Origin of the sequence: Streptococcus halitosis, assembly GCF_023147855.1 — a bacterium.
GTDB lineage: Bacteria > Bacillota > Bacilli > Lactobacillales > Streptococcaceae > Streptococcus > Streptococcus halitosis_B.
Genome location: NZ_JAHXOP010000003.1, coordinates 116842 through 135696, shown reverse-complemented (window position 1 = coordinate 135696; position 18855 = coordinate 116842). Strand labels below are relative to the sequence as shown.

Below are 18855 nucleotides of genomic sequence, written 5' to 3'. Positions count from 1 at the left end.
TCAGGCCCTCACCTCCCTTCGCCTACCTCCTACAATGTAGATGAAGAAGGGAGCACCTACTAAGGCTGTGAAAATACCAATCGGCAGCTCAGCATTTGGAATGATGACACGAGAGAGTACATCTGCCCAGACGACAAAGAGGGCCCCCAGTAAGGTCGCAACGGGAAAAAGTCTCCTGTAATTCGTTCCTACTAACCCTCGAGCTAAGTGAGGAGTAATGAGACCAACAAATCCAATAATCCCACAAGTTGCCACTAAGACTGCTGTCAGCACAGCCACCATGGTCACATAAAGATACCAATAAAAGCGTAAGGGAATCCCCAGAGTTAAAGCAGCCTCATCTCCCATCATCATCGCATTAAAAACACGATACTGAGTAGAGAAAAATAGAAAAGCCATTCCTACTACTATAGTTGGCAGGACTAAGTCAGACCAGGTAGTCCCGGCAAGCGAGCCCATGGTCCAAAACTTAATGGTCATCACACTGTCCGCATTAGCGCCAACTGAGATAATAAAGTTGGAAAATGCCAGAAAGAGAGCATTGACAACCGTTCCTGATAAGATCAGACTGGAAGTCGTCATCCTGCCCTGCATAGAGGCAATGATAAGGACAGCAATTGTTGCCAAAATAGCTCCTAAAAAAGCTCCAAGGCTAATCACCAATTTTAAACCAAGAATGATGCTTAAGGTTGCTCCTAGAGTTGCACCCGCAGAAATTCCTAAGACATAGGGCTCAGCAATAGGATTGTTCACTGTAGACTGCATCACGCTGCCACACATAGAAAGACCAGCCCCTACTATCAGACCTAACAATACTCGGGGGAATCTCATGTTCCATACAATGGCAAGAGTAGACTTGGAAACCTCTCCTATCTCAAGAGGAAAACCCAACCTGCTCAAAATAATCCGATAGGTATCTCCTAGATCAATCGCAACGGATCCCATAGAAACTGCTAAAAAGAGCGAAATTCCTAGAGTAGCTAGCAAAATACCTAAAAGTAACACAAATTGCAGGTCCCGTCGGCTTCCAGAAAATTTGGAAAGCATGAAAACCTCCTTAGACAAAATTAAAAATTTAGAAAATTCTCATAAAAAGTATACCATATTTTCAACAATGGAACAAGATGAGAAAAATAAATATAGTTGGTCTTACAGTGCTAATAATCGTAACCGAAGATTATACTTGAGTATATCGAGGTAAAGTGACAAAAGTAAAAAAGCTACCCAATTTAGAGTAGCTTCATTATCAAGATATACTTAATTGAACACGGCCTAAGCAAGCGGATAAAACAAAAAGCCCTCTGAAATCAGAGAGCTTTATTCTTGCTGGATAAAACGTTTATAGACTAGGCGACAAGCCGAAGATTGTACTGATGGTACATCGAGGCGAAGGCAACGAAGTATAGAAACGTTTTAGACGCAAGATTAACGACGAAGTCCTAGAGAGTTGATCAACTCACGGTAACGGTTAACGTCATTTTTACGCAAGTATGCAAGCAAGTTACGACGGCGACCGATTTTTTTCATCAATCCACGGTAAGTAGCGTGGTCTTTTTTGTGTTGTTTGATGTGTTCGTTAAGGTGGTTGATTTCCCAAGTAAGGACAGCAACTTGAACCTCTACTGAACCTGTATCACCTTCGTGACGTGCATATTGTGCGATGATTTCATTTTTTTTCTCTTTTGAGATTGCCATGATGTTTCTCCTTTTTATTTGGCTTCATCCGAGTGACAGGTTGGCATGCCTGCAACCAAGAAGAAGTTATTTGTCTTTACGACAGTTCTTATTCTACCAAGAAGCAGAGACTTTGTCAACTGATTTACTGTTTAGACCCTTGAATTACTCTACTGATTTCAGGGCTTCGAGCATATCTACTTTTCTCAAGTGGTGATTGACAAAGACGCCCAGTAAAGCCAAAATCACAGTCACTGCTACGATTGGAAGCGCATAAACTTCCCAGCTGACCTGAGGATAGAAGAGTATGGTGGCTGGTGAAATCATTTGAATCAAAAATTGATGTAAATAGTGGCCAGCTACCAAACCGAGAGCAATTCCCACAAGGGATAGCACCATGGTCTCGCGGTAGATATAGAGGGTCACTTCTTTATTGTGGAAACCGAGAACTTTGATAGTCGAAAGTTCACGGATACGTTCTGCAACATTGATGTTAGTGAGATTGTAGAGAATAACAATGGCTAGTAAAACGGAAACAAGGACAAGGATTGCCATGGTTTTATTGAGCGAACTAGCCACGGATTCAAAGAGATGGATGGCAGTCGCATTTTGGACCACCCCAGAAACAGCAGTTTTTTCCATGAAGGTAGCAGCTTCTTTCTCCGTATTTGATGGTGTTGGCTCTTTTAATTTTACTAGGTAGGTATTGTCTTGTGGACTGGTGCCGTAGACTTGTTCGTAAGTTGCTCGGTTGAGATAAACAAAGTGTCCAACATAGTTTTCAGAAATAGCCGCGACCCTGATTTCCTTCCCATCAAGCTCCAGCTCGTCCCCAACCTTAACATTTGCTAGTTGAGCTAGTTTTTGACTCACGACCGCTCCATCAGTAATCTCCACCTCTTGGCCATTTTCCTCTAATGCGATAAAGGGCTTGAAGTCTTCTCCACTAGTAACCATCATGGTGATGGTTTGAAGTCCTGCTTTTCCTTTAAAATCTTTTTCAATGGATTTAGAATAAATCTTTTGGTAAGCATGGATAGATTCAGCCTGCAAGGCACTTTCCAGATCTGCTTTTTCTTGCTCCGTCGCACTGCTCTTTTCCGCTACAATCATCTGGTATTGCTGGATTTGTTCAAATTGACGCTCGACAACTCCTCCTACAGAAGACTGAATGCCAAGACCTGCAAATAAGAGAGCCACCGAACCTGCAACTCCAAAAATGGTCATCAACATCCGTTGCTTATAACGGAAAATATTTCGCGCCGTAACCTTATGAGTAAAACTCAAACGACTCCAAATAAAGCTCAGGCGCTCCAGCAAAATCTTTGATCCCTTAACGGGAGGTTTTGGAAGTAAGAGTTGGGCTGCTTCATCGTGTAGTTCCCTCCGTGCCACCAAATAAGCCGGCAAAACACTGGATACCCAACTTAAGGTTAGGGCAAGGAGGCTATAAGACCAGTAAAAATACTCCTGACTTTTACCAACAACCATCCCAGCTGTTATAACATCCGAAATCACGCCTGCAAGGAGATAATGTCCTAGAAGCGTTCCTAAAATGGTTCCTACAGTTCCTGCAAGAAAACCATAGAGGACAAACTTGGCAATTATATCTTGATTCCGGTAACCTAGGGCCTTGAAAATACCGGCATTGGTACGTTCTTCATCCACAAAGCGAGTCATAGTTGTAAAGGTCACCATTGCAGCGACCATATAAAGCACCACGGGGAAGATATTCCCGACAGAACGAATGCTTGCTGAAGCGTTACTGTACATGAGATAGCCTTGACCCCCTGGCATGGTTTGGCGATTGTATATGTGATATTTCGGCTCTGCCAGTTCATCAAGCTCTTTCTGACGCTGTTCAAGCTTCTCTTTTTCCTTGGCTAGATTACTCTCTGTCTGAGCCAGTTTTTCTTTTTGAGTCGCCAGTTCTTCCTTTGCTTTTATCAGCTGTCCCTCGATTTGACTCTTTTGCGGTTCTGGTAAAGCGGTCGCTTGTTCTTCTTGGGTTTTCAAGCGACTTTCAGCCTGCTCTAACTGACTATTGCCATTTTGAAAGTTGCTTTCAGCAGTTTGGAGCTGTTCTTTCCCCTCTTCCAAGCTCTTTTGCCCATTTGCTTTGATACCTGCCAATCTTTTTTGACCATTATCGGCTAGCAAATCTTGCAACTCTTCCTGATGTTGGGTTCGTTTGGTCTTATAGTCTGATGAAAAAGCATCCAGATTTTTTAAATCATCATAGCGCACACGGGCAATACTATAAACATCTGAATCAAACTGACTTGGTAAAATCACTCCATAGCCAGCCAAGCTTCCATTTCCACTACTAGCACTTCCTAAATCTTCTTTAGAAAGGATTTCACCCGACTGAACAAATCCGGTAATTGTGAAAGTTTGGGATTTTAGGACGGACTTTTCTTCTTTCTTGCTAAAGGTAATGGTCTCTCCAATCTGATAGCGGTCTTTCCAGAAATCAGCCAAGACAATTTCCTCATTAGCTTCTGGCAGTCGTCCTTCTGTCACTTGGAAGGTTGAAATGCTCTCTGGTTTGGAATAAAGTCGAACCGCTTCCTCACTATTTTCAACTGTTAGGTCTGCCATATAGCCAAACTCAACACTTGCTCCTTGAATGGTCTTTAGTTCGTCTTGGTCTTCTTTGTCCAAGCCATAATCAGCTATCACGGCCAGATCCAGAGTATTGGCTTTACGGAGATAATCTTCTGCCGTACGTTCCATGTTTGGACTGGCTACTTTAAGACCTACTAGGGCTAAAGAACCCAGCATCATCAAGGTTAAGATAGAAACAAAGCGTCCCTTTGAAGTCGTCACTGACTGAAATAGGTCTTTCCGGTATGTTTTTTTCATCCTAATACTCCAATGTATCGATATCCTGCGGACGCTCATTGATCGTCATGCTCTTAACCGTGGCATCGCGCATGTGAATCACCCGGTCTGCAATAGGAGCTAGCGCGCCATTGTGGGTCACAATAATCACCGTCGCTCCTTTTTGACGAGACATGTCTTGGAGAATCTTCAAGACTTGCTTCCCCGTTTGGTAATCCAAGGCACCTGTCGGTTCATCACAGAGGAGGATCTTAGGATTTTTGGCTACAGCGCGTGCAATGGAGACTCGCTGTTGCTCCCCTCCAGAAAGCTGGGCTGGAAAGTTATTGAGGCGATGAGCCAGACCTACATCTGTCAAGACCTGCTCAGGATCCAAGGCATCTGTAACGATTTCTGAGGCCAGTTCCACATTTTCCTTGGCTGTCAGATTGGAGACCAGATTGTAAAATTGAAAAACAAAACCTACATCTTCACGACGATAGTTTGTTCGTTGGTGCGAACTATAGTTGGCAATATTGGCACCATCGATCCAAATCTCCCCCTCATCATTGGTATCCATACCTCCTAGGAGATTGAGAACAGTTGATTTTCCAGCACCTGAAGCGCCAAGGATAATAACCAGCTCCCCTTTTTCAATTTCAAAATTCACATCACGATTAGCCACAATCTCCGTATCACCGACCTGGTAACGCTTATAGCTGTGTTTCATTTCAATATAAGTCATCAGACACACCTTCTCTCAAACAAATTACTTCCTATTATCATTATAACGCTTTTTCAACTAGTTGGAAACCAGAAGCAAAAACAAAAAAGCCTAGGAATTCCTAGGCTTTCTGTTTATAGATTATTTTCCAAGGTAGTATTCTTTTACGACGTTCAATTTTTCGTCGAATTCGAATACCAATGGTGGGAAGTTAGGGATTTCTACACCCATGATTTCATCATCTGACAAGTGTTTGATATGTTTTACAAGGGCACGGATTGAGTTACCGTGAGCTCCTACGAATACGTTTTTACCATCTTTAAGTGCTGGAGCGATTTTGTCTTCCCAGAATGGAAGGGCACGTTCCAAAGTCACTTTCAAGTTTTCAGCATCTGGAATGACTGAGTCGTCAAGTGAAGCGTAACGACGGTCAGTGTGAGCTGAGTATTCATCATCATGAGGCATTGCAGGAGGCAATACATCGTATGAACGACGCCAGATGTGAACTTGCTCATCACCAAATTGTTCAGCAGCTTCAGCTTTGTTTTTACCAGTCAAACCACCATAGTGACGTTCGTTCAAGCGCCATGATTTTTCAACTGGAACCCAGAGTTGATCAGCAGCTTCAAGAGCCAAATTTGTTGTTTTGATCGCACGTTTCAATACTGAAGTGTAAGCTTGGTCAAATTCGATACCAGCTTCTTTGATCAATTTACCAGCGTCAATCGCTTGTTGTGTTCCTTTATCAGACAAATCAACATCAGCCCAACCAGTGAAAAGGTTAGCTTTGTTCCATTCAGACTCACCGTGGCGAGCAAAAACCAATTTTACCATTAGATGGATTCTCCTTTTATTTTTCGAGGTGTCCCTCGTTTATCTATTCTATTTTACACAATTTTTCACAAAAAAGCTAGTTAAAATCAACTAAAAAGAGAAGAGCTTAGCAGTCTTCTCTTTATCGTACTATCATAATTGTTCCCGATAGAGGATGAAATAGTCCCGTCCAAATAATTGGAAAACTACTACTCTTCAATTACAAATTTTTTCAATGTTCCAAAATAAAGTGAACCACCAATAATGGTTAGAATTCCACCTACCCATCCTAAAAATGGAATCAAGCCGACCGCACCACCTACAATGAGCAAAACAGAAGGTGCATTCGTAACACGTTCATCATCTTTATAATAAACAATAGCCACAATTCCCAATACTAAAACAGCAATTTTAACCAATGACAAAATAATTGAGAGCCCTGTCAATGTCCCAACCGTTACATCTGCGTCTTCAGTTGCCGCAGCAGCTCCAACAGCCATGATAAACATGATGACTGGCGCTAAAAGCAATACAATTCCTGAAATAAGACCAAAAATAGCGTTGACACGAGCAAGTGTATTTGTTTTCATAATAATCTCCTTAAAATTTTTATAGGTATTATTCTATCATAATTTATCTAAAAATTAAACAATCTTATAAAATTTTATAATAAATATTGATTTTTAAAAAATAATTTTAAGTTCTAAACTCTCTTTATAATTAGTAGAAATATAAAATTATGAGAAAACTGAATAGTTGATTATGTTAATTATCTACACGGACAGGCCAGGAAGAACTTCATTTGAGGAAATGGGCTAGTAAATTTTCCCATGATAAAACGCATAATATCAAAGCACTTGAACTCTTGATATTATGCGTTTTTATGATTTTAGCGACCTTTCTCAGTCTATTCTGATTATTTCGCTTCAAATCCTTCTGCGACTGCATCCGCAAAGTTTTCTTCTACGATGCTTGCACAGTGATCACAGATGACTGCGTGGTAGCTGCGTTCTGCTGTTGTTGGGTCAATACGACGGCAGCGCTCACATACTTCACCTGCAGCGCGTTCAACTGTAAAGGCAACATCTTCGAAGCTAACGGCAGCTTCTGGAGCTGGTCCATCTGCAATGGTCAATTCTGACACGATCAAAAGTTGAGCTACATTGCTGTTTACTGCTTCGAGTAGAGTTTTCACAACTTCGTTTGGATAAACTGTCAAGTGTGCTTCAAGTGATTTCCCGATAACTTTTGCATTACGAGCTTCTTCCAAGGCTTTTTGAGCTTGTCCGCGGAAATCCATGAAGGCTGCCCAAGTATCCAAGATTTCTTCTTGATTAGCAAATATCTCTGCTTCTGGCAATTCTGACAATTGAACGAAGTCTTCAGCTTCAAACTCAAGATATGACCAGATTTCTTCTGCAGTGTGAGGAAGGATTGGTGTCAAGAGTTTGGTAATTTTTACAAGAATGTCATAGAAAACAGTCTGCATTTGACGACGTTCCAATGATTTGGCACCTTCGATGTAAACAACGTCTTTGGCAAAGTCAAGGTAGAAGGCAGACAAATCAACGTTGATAAAGTTCACCAAGGCCTTGTAGATTGTCAAAAATTCAAAGTCAGCATAGGCATCACGAATCGTTTTCACAAGTTGGTTAAAGCGGATGGTCATGTACTTGTCGACGGAACGAAGCTCATCGTAAGCCACTGCATCTTGAGCTGGGTTAAAGTCAGATGTATTGGCAATCAAGAAACGAAGGGTGTTACGGATCTTACGGTAAGTTTCAGAGACTTGACTCAAGATATCCATAGAAATACGCACATCGTTGCTTGAGTCCACACTTGTTACCCAGAGACGCAAAATTTCTGCACCGAATTGTTTTTCTACATCGCTTGGAGCAATGGTATTTCCAAGAGATTTAGACATCTTCTCACCTTTACCGTCAAGGGCAAATCCTTGTGACAAGATTTGTTTGTAAGGAGCAACGCCATGGTTAGCAACAGATGTGATAAGTGATGAGTTGAACCAACCACGGTACTGGTCAGAACCTTCAAGGTAAAGATCTGCTGGATATTTGAGTTCTGGACGGTTGACCACTACTCCATTCCATGATGAACCTGAGTCAAACCATACGTCCATGATATCTGTTTCTTTCTTGAACTCGCCATTTGGTGAACCTGGATGAGTAAATCCTTCTGGCAAGAGGTCCTTAGCATCACGTTCCCACCAGATGATAGAACCGTGTTCCTCAAAGAGTTGAGCTACATGTTCAATAGTCTCAGCTGTCATGATTGGTGTTCCGTCTTCAGCATAGAAGATAGGAAGGGGAACTCCCCAAGCACGTTGACGAGAGATAACCCAGTCACCACGGTCACGAATCATATTGTAAAGACGAACTTTCCCCCATTCTGAGTGGAACTTCACTTTTTCAATTTCATCCAAGATTTCTTGGCGGAATTTAGATACAGAAGCAAACCACTGTGGAACAGCTCGCCAGATGATTGGTTTTTTCGTACGCCAGTCAAATGGGTATGAGTGAGAGATTTCTTCTTGAGCAAGGAGTAAATCTCCCAGTTTTTCGATAACAGTCGGCACAACCTTGTCATAGAACTGACCCGCAAATTCAGGACCAGCATTTTCCATCATAATACCGCGTTCGTTAACTGTTACAGCAACTTCAAGGCCGTTGGCAACACCGACATTGTAGTCGTCCTCACCAAAACCAGGGGCTGTATGGACGATACCTGTACCAGAGTCAGTCGTAACGTGGTCACCCAAGATCACCAACTCATCTACAGCCGTATCCCATGGGTGGACTGTCACAATGTGGTTCAATTCTTGACCACGGTAGGTCGCCAAGACCTGAACATCAGCCCAGCCAAATTTCTCAGAAAGACTATTCAGTAATTCTGAAGCAACCACAAACTTACGAGATTCGCCAGCTGGTTGTACCAATACATAATCAATATCTGCTCCAACTGTCAAACCACGAGAAGCTGTGATAGTGAATGGAGTTGTTGTCCATACGACGATATAAGTATCTGTATCTAGGACACCTTTACCATCTTTGACGCGGTTAGCATAGTAAAGGGAAGTTGAAAGCAAGTCATGGTATTCAATTTCTGCTTCAGCAAGGGCTGACTCAGAAGACCATGACCAGTAAACTGGCTTGGCCCCACGGTAGATATAGCCTTTTTTAGCCATTTCACCAAAGACACGGATTTGAGCTGCTTCATAGTCTGGAGTCAAGGTCACATAAGGATTTTTCCAGTCACCAGAAACACCCAAACGTTTAAAGTCTTCACGTTGTTTATCTACTTGAGAAAGAGCATACTCGCGGCAAAGTTTCAAGTACTCAACCAAGTCCATTTCTTTACGTTTCACGCCTTGTTTTGCCAAGACTTGCTCGATTGGCAGACCATGAGTATCCCAACCAGGAATATAAGGTGCGTAAAATCCTGACATAGACTTAGAACGAACAATAATATCTTTGGAAATCTTGTTCATAGCATGTCCAACGTGGATATTTCCGTTTGCATATGGAGGTCCATCATGCAAGGTGAAATGCGGTTTTCCCTGGTTCAATTCTTGACGACGTTGGTAAAGTTTTGCATCTTCCCATTCCTTTTGCCAAACTGGCTCTTTGGTAGGAAGTCCTGCACGCATTGGGAAAGCTGTTTTCCCAAGGTTAAGGGTATCTTTGAGTTTCATGGTATCTCCTTTATAAATATTAACAAATTAAAAACCACGACTTCCAAAAAGGACGAAAATCGTGGTACCACCTTTGTTCGAAAAAAGACAGGGTCTCTTTTCCTCTTTTCCCGTAACGTGGGGAACGTCCAGTCTTACTGTTTTCAGACTGGATTCGTTGAGAGGATAATCTAACGACTAGGGATTGCAGGGCTCACACCATCTCCCGCTCGCTGAAAATATAGTTGGTTAGATTTTGTTCTCACATTTACTTTTATAGGATAAGAACAGATTCTTTGTTTGCGTCTTCCTCAGTTGCTGCAGTAGTTTCTACGTCAACTGACTCTTTATGTTGTTCACTTTCATCTGTCTGTTGATTTTGTTGAGCTTCAAACTCAGCTAATTCTTTATTTCCAGCCTCGATGCGAGCTTGCAACTCAGCAACCTCTTCTGGTGTGAATTGACGAGTCATATCAATAGGCTCTTCCTCAGGTTGTGAAGGAATAGTTTCACCAAGAACTTCACCCACCACTTCTTTAAAGGCTTCATCGCTTGTTTGAAGATACGTTGCTGTTGGGCGAAGAATGTCTTCCCAATCTGATGACTCAACAATAGCCAATTGACTTTCAATCGTAGACTTGAGGCGTTGATGGAATACACGACTCTTGTTCTTCAACTCTTCTGTCTCAACAGCCACTTTCTTAGCGTTATCTGTTGCCTGACGGAGAATTTCATTTGCCTTGTATTTTGCTTCTTCAAGCAAACGCTGAGCGTCTTGTTCAGCTTGTTGAATAATATTGTTTGAACGTTCTTGAGCAGCCTGTTTGACACGCTCCGCAGTATCTTGAGCAATCAAAACTGACTGACTCAAGGAATCTTTCATCTCATCAAAGTAAGACAAACGTTCTTCCAAACTCTTGATGCGTGTCTCTTTATCATGATTGCTACGAACCAAATCTTCATAGTCACGAACAACGATATCAAGAAATTCATCTACTTCTTCTGGGTCAAAACCTCTAAATCTTGTACCAAAGGTTTTATCTTTAATTTCTAACGATGTAATTGGCATACTTTTCCTCACTTACTTAATAATAATTGAATGCTTAATTTTATCTTGTCTTTTTTTGTCTGTCCATTGTCTTTGACAACTTTTAGACGGCCAAACTTTCTCACACTGATCAAATCTCCAACGGCAACCTGGTAATCAGATTTTTCAACCAGATGATAGTTTACTTGGACAGATTTTTTCTCAATCAGTTGACTAGTTTGATTTCTAGATAATTTCAAGGCACTTGATAAGAGGGCATCCAATCGGAAACTCGAAACTAAAATTTCTCGTTCTCTAAAGTCAATTTTAGATATAATCCTATCGGTAAAAGGACGTTCCTCCAGCGATACAGGAAGTCTGCCAATCTTTCTTATTCCATCCTGAAAAAGAGGAATAAAATCACGATTGACAAAAATCTGTGCTCTCTTTTCATCTACCAAGATATCACCAAATAATTTACGGTCAATTCCTAGCTGGTTGATGATTGTTCCCAATATTTTTCCATGTCTCAGCTGTTCAAACTTACTCGGATAGCAAATTTCCAACAAGGCCATTTCAAAATCTGATATTTCCGGTTCAAAGTAATCTGGATAGAGAAGAACACGAACCGACTCCGTCGGAAGAAAATCACCACTACTTTGGCAACCCAGTCCATATGTCCCAGCAAGCACCCTTAAAATCTGTTCCTGATGGGGATTGATAAAAGGAGTAAGCACCGGTACATATGTATCTTCTACCCGCTTGATCCACTCTACTCCCTTGTCAATAAAGGGAATATCATCTTGGGAAAAATGCTGATAAATAGCTCGATTTACTGTCATAGTAATAGTACTAGTCGTGTTAAGATATTTCCAAGAAACTGGATTAGAATCAGCGCGACCCAAACCGTAAAATCAAGACCAGCAAATTGTAAATTGAGCTTACGAAGTGGCTCAATAACTGGACGAGCAAGTCTGATAACTAGGCGACCTAGCTGGCTTTCATAGGCATTTGGAAACCATGAAAGAAGAGCAAATGCAACGAGAATGATGGAGTAAATACTAACTGCATTCTGAATTAAACGGATTAAGAAAATCATTATCTTGCTCTATTTCGTTTAATATCAAAGCCGAACTCAGCGCTTTGTGATTCATCTGGAAGTTTGATATCTTCAATATTCACGATAACGTTGACAGGCGTCAATAGATACATCGTACTCGCAACTTTTTTCATATTTCCAGCCAAGACGTGACGAGCTCCATCCAAGTAATCAAGGCAGCGACGCGCTTGTACTTCTGTCATGTATTGGAAATCAATCAAAATACTTTCATTTCCAGTTAACAAATCAACAATCTCAGTTGCATCCTCATACTTTCTTGGATAACGAACATCAATCGTCACTTTCTCATCTGAGTGATGGTTTTGCTTTGCCAACTCTTGTTGACGAGCATGGAGGCGAGTAATATTCGCATCTTTTACTGATCCCGGCTGAGCAGATGCTGGTAATTCTTTAGATGATGAGATGGTTGGACTAACAGTGTCCTCTTGTTGAATCTGATAGTTCGTCACGTCTTCTCCATCTTCTGTAAAATAATCTATAAATTTATCGAATCTATCTTTTAAAGACATAGCTCTCTCCTATTTAAAAAATGCTGTACCGATTCGAACAAAGGTTGAGCCGAACTGAATCGCTTCTTTAAAATCACGACTCATTCCCATACTTAGCTCTGTCATCGGCATATTAGGGATTTGTTTTTCTCTAATTTCTGCTTGCAGAGCCTGCGTATCCTTGAAAATTTCTTTCAATTCATCACTGTCTGCCTCAAAAGGAGCCATGGTCATTAAACCAACATACTCAATCTGATCTAACTTAGCCAATTCTGGCAAAAGTTCTAGCAATTCTTCTTTTGAAAACCCATGCTTGCTTTCTTCCCCAGAAATATTAACCTGCAAGAAACACTTGATAACATGATCTGTTCTCTTTTGAATTTCCTGGGCTAATTTTAGAGAGTCTAAAGCATGAAAGTAATCCACATATGGGATTACTTCTTTTACTTTCCGTCTCTGTAGTGTTCCTATTAAATGCCAAGTGACTGGGTAATCTTTCAAGGCCTGATATTTTTCTAAAAATTTATCAACCCGATTTTCACCGATATGATGGATGCCAAGCGGAAGCAAAGCTTCCGCTGTTTGTACATCTACATATTTTGTCACTGCGATTACTGAAACAGCATCTAGATTACGGTTGGCTTTTTGACTAGCATCAGCAATTTGCTGAAAAACTAATTCAGTATTTTTTTTCAAATTCATTGATTAACGATTTTTGAAGAATGGAGGTGTATCCAATTCATCCTCATCTTGTGAAACTGGTGTTTCAAAGCGTTCAACTGGTGAAACAACGGGATCTGTTTGGCGAACAATTGACTCACGGCGCAAGTCCCAATCTCCAAAAGCAGATGCTTGGTTGGTTTCAAAGCGACGCGGACTTGATTTAGGCAGTTCTGCTGTCTCTTCCAAGTCGAATTGACGGTCAAATGTGTGTGCTTGTGGAGTTTTAGTTGATGGTCGACCAACTGGTTGGTTGGTAGCAGACCCGACTACTTTTTCTAGTCGTTCTTGACGAACACCTGTCGCTACAACAGTCACACGGATTTCATCCTTCATGCTTTCGTCGATAGATGTTCCAAGCCAGATGTTTACACCTTTACCAGCTGCTTGGTTGACGATTTCTGAAGCTTCTTCTGCTTCAATCAAAGTTAAATCAAGACCACCAGTAACGTTGACAATCACATCCTCTGCACCATCAATAGTTGTTTCAAGAAGTGGAGAGTAAATCGCTTTGCGAGCCGCTTCAACAACGCGCTCTTCACCACTACCAATACCGATACCCATAAGGGCATTCCCTTTGTTTGCCATTACAGTCTTCACGTCAGCAAAGTCAAGGTTAATCAATCCTGGGTTCGTGATCAAGTCAGTGATCCCTTGAACACCTTGACGAAGAACGTTATCTGCTTCACTAAGAGCTTCAAGAAGGGGTGTTTTCTTGTCAACAATTTCAAGCAAGTTGTTGTTAGAGATAATCAACAAAGTATCAACATGCTCGCGAAGTTCATTGATTCCTTCTACAGCGTACTGACCGCGTTTGCTTCCTTCAAATCCGAAAGGACGTGTCACAACACCAACTGTAAGAGCACCAAGATCTTTAGCGATACGTGCAATAACAGGGGCAGCACCTGTACCAGATCCACCACCCATACCAGCAGTGATGAAGACCATGTCTGCACCGCTGATTGCTTCCGTCAAAGCTTCTTCGCTTTCCTCTGCAGCTTTACGTCCAACTTCTGGACGACCTCCAGCACCCAAACCACGAGTCAATTTTGGACCAAGTTGGATAACGGTTTCTGCTTTCGTACTGCTAAGTGCTTGTACATCAGTGTTGGCTGCGATAAATTCTACACCAGCAACACCTTCGTCAACCATGCGGTTGATGGCGTTACCACCACCACCACCGACACCAATTACCTTAATAACTGCGCCTTGAGCTGCTGCTGTATCAAATGAAAATGTCATAATTTCTTATCCTCTTTTATTCATCAAACATGCTTCCGATTAAACCACGGAAACGTTCTGTTAGCTTCGGTTTACTTTGAGAACTTGCTTGGAATTCTTCCTTGGGAGCAACTGGAGCTTCCTGTACAGTTTCAACTGGAGTTGTCTGTGTTGGGCTTGGTTGCGCCACAGGATTCAAACGTTGATTTGGAATGCCAAAGTTAATTGGTTTTTGACGAAGGAATTCATCTCCTTTAACTGCTTTTTGAGCAAGAAGATTGACTTCAGTCAATTTACCAGCAAACTCAGATAAACTAATTACGTGAGCAAATGCAGGGTTGCGAATTCCAACTTGATTTGGTACATAGAGTTTTACTCGAACACCAAATACTTCTTGGGCTAATTCAACAACGCCCGGCAAAATTGCATTTCCACCGATAAGGACGATACCTCCTGGCAAATCCAACAAGTGTCTTCTTTCCAACTCTTGTTTGATTTGGTCAAAGATATGTTTGATACGTGCTGAAATAATTTCTGCCAAGTAGCTTTCTGTCACTTCAACAGGTTCTACTTCGCCAATTACTTCAACTTGGAAAGTTTCATTACTTGCAAGTGGAACGTAAGCTTCACCATAGTTCAGTTTCAAACTTTCTGCAATCTTTTGAGATGTTTTCAAGACTTTAGAAATGTCTTTTGTAACGTAATCTCCACCTTCTTGGTAGATGTTAGTGAATTGCAATTCTTGGTTGCGGATAGTCGCTACAGTAGTCTGACCTCCACCCATGTCAATGACAGTCGCACCAAATTCACGTTCTCCTTCGTTGAGAACTGAATTCACAATCGCCAAAGGTGAAATAATCACATTATCAACCTGGATACCTACACGTTCGACCGTCTTGCGAAGATTGTGTAGAATCGTACGAGGACCTGTGTAAAGCAGACCACGCATTTCCAAACGGACACCCATCATACCACGAGGATCACGGATTCCTTGGAAACCATCCACGATGAATTCTTCTGGAATAAAGGTAATCACTTCACGATCAGGAGTCATGCTCTTTGTCAAAGCTGATTTAACAACATCTTCAACATCCTGATCTGTGATTTCTTTTGTATCTGATGTTACAGGAATCATTCCTTGTGTTGGTTCGACCTGCAGAAGATTTGCTGGAAGACCAACGTTGACAGACTTGATAGAAATGCCCGCTTTCTCTTCTGCCTGTGTGATTGCGGATTTGATTGCTGAAGCAGCTGCCTCAATATCAACAATAATTCCGTCTTTTACACCTTTACTTTTGGCATTACTAACACCAATTACATTTACTTCGCCATCTCTATGCTCAGCAACTAACACCTTAATGGAGCTAGTTCCGATATCTAAGCCTGTAAAAAAACCATCTCTAGTCATTACATCGCATCCTCTCTATCTTCCAAGTTTCTCACTTCTATTTAATAACTATGTTTGGGCATAGCTATTCAAAGAATATTATAACACAAAAAAACTAATCATGCTTAGTTTTTCGTAAATTTCCTGCATGTTTTTTGAGAAAATATTAGAAAATTTTTCTTCTGGAAAAAGTTTTTGATGTTCTTGTCAACAATTCGATAATATTTATAACCCATCAAAAAAAGAAGGTCTTTTTAGACCTTCTCTTGAATAAATTCTTCCGATTTTTGCTGTAAAAAAATCTCTAGCAATTTTGCTGTTACGCAAATTGCTATCACGATAACGCTCGAAACAATAAGGTAATTCAAAAGTTGTCCGTGATTTCCAACAAGTGGCGGTCTCGTTAAGAAACCATAATCCCCACTGACAACTAAATTAACAACCCATATCAAAGCGTTTAGAGTGAAGGTAATCACCGCTACATTCTTGAAGCTGAGCAGGGAAGCTTCATAGTTTTTAAACAAGTATAAGAGGGCATTTCCCAAAAGTGCCACATGTCCGATAATGAAGGACAGGATGGTCACGTGTGGAAACGGATAAGGATCAAATAGTGGATACGCCAGAGCTGCTGTTGCTCCAAAGACTCCTAGAAGGGCAAAGTATTGCTTGTACTTAGAGGTTCCCGGGATCAGGAGCAAGACAAACATGGCAACACGGCAATGATAGAAGGGTAAACTTTCTGACAGGGGCAGATGGTTTCCCCAATACCAGCCATACAGAACAATCAGTTGAACAGATTGAAGAATCTGAATAAATCGTTGGTAAGCCACTTTGTCGCGAAAACGATAAGAAGCGTAGAAAGTAAAGGCCAGTAAACATAACAAACCAATATACCAGTGGAGTTCAAACTGGGGCGGTTCTGATATCTGCGTGGTAAATAATTTATCCCACAAATTCATATTCTATTCCTCGTTCATCTAGCTAGAGGCAGTAAAAAATTCACTTTCTCCAGCTTTTAAATTTTTTGAAAAAACTTGATTCTATGCTATTCATAGAACACTTGCGTCTTAAATTCGCAACCTATTATATCATTTGTATTGCAGAAATGCACTTTACAGACACCCTTTTTTGATTTGTCGACTTCTCTAGCACAAACTAATCGACATATTGGTCTCTTTGTCCTTTATAAACTTGCCAAAGAATCTCCATTTGCTCCTTGGTGATGCGTTTTTCAGATAAGACTGGCAATTGGTCAATGGCAAAAAATTGAAGCTCAGCAATTTCTTGATTCTCTTGAAATTGTCCATCAAGAAGTTGGCATTCAAAGACAAACTTTGCATATTGTTTGCTCTGTAGTTGGAAACGATTGGTGTCAAAAACTGCAAGTAACCTTTCAGCTTTTGCTGTAAAGCCGGTTTCTTCTTCAATTTCTTTGAGAATATTTTCGGTTGGAGAGTAGCCGACTTCACCAAATCCACCTGGCAAAGCCCAACTATCCTCTCCTTTTCCTCTAACTAAACATACTTTTTCATCCTCAACAATCCAAGCACGGACGTCCATCAGAGGAGTTGCATAAGCGGAAGTTGGTTTCAAGACTTCTGCCACTTCTTCTGTATCGAGGTCTGATACCTGATTCAACATTTCAGATAACAGGCTTCGCAAGTCCTCGTAGCGCTCACGGTCAAAAGGATCTTTTGTAAAGGTTAATCCAGTATCCGTAATAGCTAACATTCTTTGAAGATACTTGGCAAAATCATTTGCATTCATTTTCTAAACTTTCTACCAACTTGGCTAGATTCATGGAGTTCGAGCCTTTGAGCAAAATTTGGTCATTGGCACCGAGGCTTTCCTTAACCTGCTTGACTAGGTCTTCAAATTGATCTTCGCTCGCAGTTTTCTTAAAGTAGAATACATGACCGATTGGGAACATTTGACTAGCTAGTTGTGCCAATTCGGCAATGTCTTCTCCGTAGAAAATAACGGTATCCAGCACATCTGGCGAGAGGCTCAAAATCATCTGATTATGGAGTTGGACAGACTGGTCGCCGAGTTCCTTCATGTCTGCTAGAACAGCAATTTTCTTGCCACCTTCATTGGCTGGAATAGCCGAAAAAGTCTCTAAAATCAGCTTCATCGCGGTTGGATTGGCATTGTATACGTCAGACAGAATATCTGCTCCATTGGCTGCTTTCTTCCACTCGGTGCGGTTACGCGTCAATTCTAGGTTCTGGAAGGCCTGACGAATTTGCTCCTCTGATACTCCTTCTTGTAGAGCTACATAAGCAGCAATCATAGCATTGGTGGCATTGTACTTACCTGTCACTGGCAAATCGAGGGTTTGTCCCAAGAAATTAGCTTTAAATGTCAGACTATCCTTGCGCTCAACCAAGTCTGTAATTTCCAGCTCTGCTCCTTGACCAAAACGAACCACCTTTTTATCAGTAGGCAAGTAGTCCTCTACAATAGGGTCAGCTGGTACCAAGAGCAAAGAACCTGGTACCATACCATCAGCAATTTGCATTTTCCCTTTAGCAATTTCCGAACGGTCTTTGAAAAAAGCCAAATGAGCTTCTCCAACCAAGGTCACGATGGCTGTTTTTGGATGGGCCAATTCAGACAAGAGATGGATATCCCCCAAGTGATCCTGTCCCATCTCCAAGACCAACTTTTCTGTTCCCTCAGGCATATGGAGAACCGTGTAGGGAAGGCCAATCTCATTATTGTAGTTGCCTTGGGTTTTGTAGGTTTTGTAGGTTGTTGATAGTAAATGTGCCAACATATCCTTGGTCGTTGTCTTGCCATTTGAACCCGTAACGGCTAAGACATCAACAGCCGTTTTTTCAAGATAGTAGGCTGCGAGGGTTTGAAAGGCAGTCAAAACGTCGTCTACTAGAATGTAGGGATGATTTGCAACCTCTTTCTCAGACAAGGTTACTACTGCACCATTTTCAAAAGCTGTTTCGATAAAGTCATGACCGTCACGCGCTCCTTTAAGTGGAACAAATAAATCTCCAGCAGTGATTAAACGACTGTCAAACTCAGCTTTTTCTAACTGAGAATCCGCAAAAAGACTAACATCATTTTTAGCTCTAACAGCTTGGGCCACTTCGTGGATCGTTAATTTCATTTCTACTCCTTTAAAAAGGGTTGAAGTCCGAGAACTCTAATCA

17 protein-coding genes are annotated in these 18855 nt (G+C 41.3%); all 17 read right to left on the bottom strand.

Annotation, left to right across the window (positions count from 1 at the left end; all coding sequences use genetic code 11):
* Positions 1 to 1047, bottom strand: coding sequence for a FecCD family ABC transporter permease (locus KZX55_RS06780; protein ID WP_248025908.1), 1047 nt, complete (start codon positions 1045 to 1047; stop codon positions 1 to 3).
* Between the two features lie 378 nt (positions 1048 to 1425).
* Positions 1426 to 1695 (bottom strand): 30S ribosomal protein S15, encoded by a 270-nt coding sequence (rpsO, locus tag KZX55_RS06775; RefSeq protein WP_001018251.1) that lies wholly within the window; start codon positions 1693 to 1695, stop codon positions 1426 to 1428.
* A 144-nt stretch (positions 1696 to 1839) separates the two neighbouring features.
* A complete protein-coding gene (locus KZX55_RS06770) occupies positions 1840 to 4545 on the bottom strand; it encodes an FtsX-like permease family protein (RefSeq protein ID WP_248026168.1) in 2706 nt (901 codons plus the stop codon).
* The gene (locus KZX55_RS06765) at positions 4541 to 5242 is read right to left on the bottom strand and encodes an ABC transporter ATP-binding protein (RefSeq protein WP_248025907.1); all 702 of its coding nucleotides are present in this window, start codon (positions 5240 to 5242) and stop codon (positions 4541 to 4543) included. The genes KZX55_RS06770 and KZX55_RS06765 overlap by 5 nt, the downstream gene beginning before the upstream one ends.
* A 120-nt stretch (positions 5243 to 5362) precedes the next feature.
* Positions 5363 to 6055, bottom strand: coding sequence for a phosphoglycerate mutase (locus tag KZX55_RS06760; protein WP_000240120.1), 693 nt, complete (start codon positions 6053 to 6055; stop codon positions 5363 to 5365).
* 188 nt (positions 6056 to 6243) lie between these two features.
* On the bottom strand, positions 6244 to 6624 hold the full coding sequence (locus KZX55_RS06755; RefSeq protein ID WP_000856379.1) for a hypothetical protein: 381 nt from the start codon (positions 6622 to 6624) through the stop codon (positions 6244 to 6246).
* A gap of 326 nt (positions 6625 to 6950) precedes the next feature.
* Positions 6951 to 9743: an isoleucine--tRNA ligase gene (ileS, locus tag KZX55_RS06750; RefSeq protein ID WP_248025906.1), complete on the bottom strand. Its 2793-nt coding sequence runs from the start codon at positions 9741 to 9743 to the stop codon at positions 6951 to 6953.
* A gap of 253 nt (positions 9744 to 9996) precedes the next feature.
* Complete coding sequence (locus tag KZX55_RS06745; RefSeq protein WP_248025904.1) at positions 9997 to 10791, bottom strand: DivIVA domain-containing protein; 795 nt, start codon at positions 10789 to 10791, stop codon at positions 9997 to 9999.
* Between the two features lie 8 nt (positions 10792 to 10799).
* Positions 10800 to 11591 (bottom strand): RNA-binding protein, encoded by a 792-nt coding sequence (locus KZX55_RS06740; protein ID WP_248025902.1) that lies wholly within the window; start codon positions 11589 to 11591, stop codon positions 10800 to 10802.
* Positions 11588 to 11848 (bottom strand): YggT family protein, encoded by a 261-nt coding sequence (locus KZX55_RS06735; RefSeq protein WP_000576502.1) that lies wholly within the window; start codon positions 11846 to 11848, stop codon positions 11588 to 11590. Before KZX55_RS06735 ends, KZX55_RS06740 begins: the two co-directional genes overlap by 4 nt.
* On the bottom strand, positions 11848 to 12378 hold the full coding sequence (locus KZX55_RS06730; RefSeq protein ID WP_248025899.1) for a cell division protein SepF: 531 nt from the start codon (positions 12376 to 12378) through the stop codon (positions 11848 to 11850). The genes KZX55_RS06735 and KZX55_RS06730 overlap by 1 nt, the downstream gene beginning before the upstream one ends.
* A gap of 9 nt (positions 12379 to 12387) precedes the next feature.
* Positions 12388 to 13059, bottom strand: a complete 672-nt coding sequence (locus tag KZX55_RS06725; RefSeq protein ID WP_001049621.1) for a YggS family pyridoxal phosphate-dependent enzyme — start codon at positions 13057 to 13059, stop codon at positions 12388 to 12390.
* 3 nt (positions 13060 to 13062) lie between these two features.
* Positions 13063 to 14319 carry a cell division protein FtsZ gene (gene ftsZ, locus KZX55_RS06720; protein ID WP_000144258.1) on the bottom strand — a complete coding sequence of 419 codons (1257 nt, stop codon included), beginning with the start codon at positions 14317 to 14319 and terminating at the stop codon, positions 13063 to 13065.
* A gap of 16 nt (positions 14320 to 14335) precedes the next feature.
* Positions 14336 to 15706: a cell division protein FtsA gene (gene ftsA / locus KZX55_RS06715; RefSeq protein WP_000196340.1), complete on the bottom strand. Its 1371-nt coding sequence runs from the start codon at positions 15704 to 15706 to the stop codon at positions 14336 to 14338.
* Positions 15707 to 15939: 233 nt separating this feature from the next.
* Positions 15940 to 16644 carry a YwaF family protein gene (locus KZX55_RS06710; RefSeq protein ID WP_007521207.1) on the bottom strand — a complete coding sequence of 235 codons (705 nt, stop codon included), beginning with the start codon at positions 16642 to 16644 and terminating at the stop codon, positions 15940 to 15942.
* Positions 16645 to 16840: 196 nt separating this feature from the next.
* Positions 16841 to 17452, bottom strand: coding sequence for an NUDIX hydrolase N-terminal domain-containing protein (locus KZX55_RS06705; RefSeq protein ID WP_000993247.1), 612 nt, complete (start codon positions 17450 to 17452; stop codon positions 16841 to 16843).
* Positions 17439 to 18812, bottom strand: coding sequence for a UDP-N-acetylmuramoyl-tripeptide--D-alanyl-D-alanine ligase (locus tag KZX55_RS06700; RefSeq protein ID WP_248025896.1), 1374 nt, complete (start codon positions 18810 to 18812; stop codon positions 17439 to 17441). The genes KZX55_RS06705 and KZX55_RS06700 overlap by 14 nt, the downstream gene beginning before the upstream one ends.
* Positions 18813 to 18855 lie beyond the last annotated feature (43 nt).